The organism is Roseovarius halophilus (ex Wu et al. 2025) (assembly GCF_047086965.1).
In genome coordinates this window covers 1-3,218 of sequence record NZ_JBKOTX010000363.1, presented here as the reverse complement: position 1 = coordinate 3,218, position 3,218 = coordinate 1, and the positions used below count along the sequence as shown (strand labels likewise).

3 protein-coding genes are annotated in these 3,218 nt (G+C 64.0%); all 3 read right to left on the bottom strand.

Annotation, left to right across the window (positions count from 1 at the left end; all coding sequences use genetic code 11):
* The coding region (gene mobV / locus ACH107_RS31425) for a MobV family relaxase (RefSeq protein WP_412509578.1) at positions 1-1,288 on the bottom strand (1,288 nt) is incomplete at its 3' end.
* Positions 1,289-1,546: 258 nt separating this feature from the next.
* Positions 1,547-2,122: a helix-turn-helix domain-containing protein gene (locus ACH107_RS31420; protein ID WP_412509577.1), complete on the bottom strand. Its 576-nt coding sequence runs from the start codon at positions 2,120-2,122 to the stop codon at positions 1,547-1,549.
* A gap of 311 nt (positions 2,123-2,433) precedes the next feature.
* The coding region (locus ACH107_RS31415; protein WP_412509576.1) for a DUF3991 domain-containing protein at positions 2,434-3,218 on the bottom strand (785 nt) is incomplete at its 5' end.

Sequence of the window (3,218 nt, the reverse complement as noted above, 5' to 3'; positions counted from 1 at the left end):
GGTCCGGCGTCGGTGGCGTGAAAGGGGGTCTCGTGCGGTGCGCTCTCTGCACGGTGTCGCGCGTCTGACGCTCAGCCGCCGCGGCCCCATCGGCCGCGGTGGCTCGCTCACCGTACCGGTCAGCGAGCCACGACAGCGCTCCGTTGAAATCGGTTTCCATGATCGCTTTTACGGCGTCGATAGCGCCGCGGCCGCCGGTCTGCGTGATCGCGCAGCGCCAGCGGTTCCGGTCCGTGTCGACCTCAAGCTTGTGTGTGCGGGCGCCATCCGGGCCGAGCTTCCAGCGTTTCTCTTGCGCGTCCCACTCCGCGCCGAGATCCTGCACAACCTGCTCGACCGGGATCTCTCGTAGACGGTCGGTCGCGGCCCTACGCTCGGCGCGGGCGGTCTCCAGCGCGTCCTGGCGGCGGTCGGCTAGGTCCCCGGCGGCGCGGGCGCTCTCGCGCTCTGTGCGCGCCTCTGCGGCGCCTACAGACTGCGCTGCAATGGCGGCGTCGACTTTCGCCTGAGCCTCCTCGGCCCATTTTTCCCGGCCGGTCAGGGGCGGCGTGCCGATCTGCGGGGGCTGCACCTCTTCGTTCAGCACCACCGAGGCTCGGCGCTGGTATTCGCGCAACTCGACATGCGTTGCGGTGGACCCGATCCGCCCGCGACGCAGGCCCAGGTCTTCAACGGCTTCGGCGTAGCGCGTCTGGTGGCCGGATAGGCGGCTGGTGCCGGGCTCTGCGCGGCTGGACCGACCGCCGATCCACCTGCGAGCGTTGAGCGCGCCGGTGTCGGGGTCGAGCGGGACTACAAAGCCCGTCAGATGCAAGGTTGTCTCGTCGCGGTGCGCTTCGAGATGGACGACGTTGTCCGCGCCCCACTCCTCGGCGAGCCAGGCGCGCGACCTCTCGACCCACGCGTCGGCGTCGGCCTGTGACGCGTCACGCCACCACTCTGGCGAGGTCGTCATCATCACTTCGACGGCGCAGACGCTGTTTGCACGCCGCAGCAGGTGCCCATCCTCGTTCCGCGCGCCGAGCTCGGGCAGCCGAGACAAAACGTCGGCGGTCGGATCTTCGCTGCCCGTAAACACCTGGTTCGCGTTCGTGCGTGACGCGTCCGCGTTCGGCGTCCGCATCGTCCGCCGCATGTGTGCCGAGCTGCCGCGGATCGCGCTGGTGGTCTTCAGCTTCGCATACCGGAGGATCGCGAACGACCGATCATCGGGCGCGGAGGTCCGGGCGGATTTCGCGAGGGCCTGCGCTCCGCCCTCACGGTTGGATGTTGCGATGTCAGATGCCATTAGCTTCCATTCTTCTTTTCCGGTGGAACCACACCGGCGGAGCCGGTCTGCTGTCTGTCTCGCGCGCGCGCGAGGGTCGGACAGCTCTTTCGACCTCTGGCGACCGGGACGGCGGCAGAGGTCGAGGCCCCGCCAGGCGAACGGCAAAGCGTCCAGAACCCGGAGGGTCTGGAAAGCTTTGTGTAGTGAGTACCCATATCGATAAACTTAACCATACTCAAAGATGTCCTTGCTACGGGCCGCAGGCCCGCCGACTAGTTATTCCCGGACCTCGCCCGTCTCCGGATCATGCTCCAGCTCGTCCAGTGGCAGCTCCGGCTCTCCAGCCTTCTCCTTCATCATGACGGTCATGCGCCGCTTTACATCGTCGGACTGCGCGGACGTACGCACGACAGTCTTCGTCCGAAAGACTGCACGTTCTTTCGCGCTGTCCCATGACCTCCACACCTCGGTTGGATCTAACGCGTATGCGCTGACCGATCCGCCGACGACGATGCGCAAGAGCGCGTTCCTTTCTTCGAGAAACGTGATCGCGCGCCACAACGTCGTGCGAGACACGCCGATGGCGCGGCAGATCGTCTCCTGGTCTGCAACGACAACGCCGCCGTCGGCGTCGATGTGCTCCGCAATGAAGGTGTAAAGAAGTAAGGGAGCTTGGCTCTTCGTCTCTTTCAACAGCTCCCGCATCCGTGCCCAGCCCTTCGAATACACTTGGACGAATCCATCGTTCATCCGCCGTCTCTCTGCGTCCGCGATCTCCTCATCGCGTCCAGCAGCGAGACGTTCCGCCATCTGCTCCCGCTCAGCCGGGCTTCTCATAGCAGCTTTAGTCATTGCTCGATCCTCTGAAACATCAACGTTTCATAAGAAAATACACTCGTTTCATGAAAACACAAAATCGTTTCATAACTGCACTGATCTGTTCACGATGTTTCAGAACTGGTGAAACATCCATGTTTCAGAACTGGTGAAACATGGCATCACACTAAGTATTTGAAAAAAAACGAAAAGTGTTTTTTACCCTCTTACTCTCCATGTCCTGAGACAGGTTAACCTGAAAAAACCCAGGATAACCTGTTGCCACTACACTTGCTCCGCAAGTTTTCGTTCCACTGGAAAAGAAGATGGGGGGGAGGCTGCACCGGTTAGCTAAGATCCGGGGCGGCGTCGGGCGCGAACGGGTCCTCTGGGCCCTCACCTGGTGACGTGTCACTGCCGTCCCCGCCGCGCGTCTCGGTCGAGTAGGTCTGTGCCCAGTCGTTCCAGTCGGTGTGAGGCTCCGGCGGCGTCCATCGTTTCCACGCGTGATCGCTGTCGAGCTTGAGTAGCTGCCGTGCCTGCCTGTCGCCGACCTTGTTCCTGTCTTGAGCTGCTACGCGTGTCGCGTCAGCGGGTATCGCCGCCATCACAGGTTCAGGCATCCCTTGTTTCGGTTCACCCGCCGTTGAGACGACGCAGACGCCGTCGCCGCGACCTTTCGAGCGTGCAAACATCAGCGCGGAAAGGGCGTCGATGGCAGCCTCGACGACGACCACGACGCGCGCGGCCGCCAGATCGACACCGGCTCTGAAGGCTCCGCGATCCTTTCTCGATCCTGCGGCCATTCCGGAAAAGCGTGACCCGTCACGGCGCTGGTGCAGACCTTTGATCTCAGCGCCCGTGGGTCTGCCGCTAGGTCCGCGCTGCAAAAACACCGCATTGGTCATCGCTCCGTGCTCGCCTTCCCTTGTCTGCGCGTACACGTCGCCGGCGGCGTGAGCCTCGTCGACGAGGTCAGGATCGAGGCCGCGCTCGTCGACGAGATGCGCCCGCACCTGCGGCCACGCGTCCGGGTCCGGCGTCGGTGGCGTGAAAGGGGGTCTCGTGCGGTGCGCTCTCTGCACGGTGTCGCGCGTCTGACGCTCAGCCGCCGCGGCCCCATCGGCCGCGG

Coding starts and splice junctions, on each gene's coding strand:
- ACH107_RS31420 (WP_412509577.1), bottom strand. CDS start 2,122: ATGACTAAAGCTGCTATGAGAAGCCCGGCTGAGCGGGAGCAGATGGCG.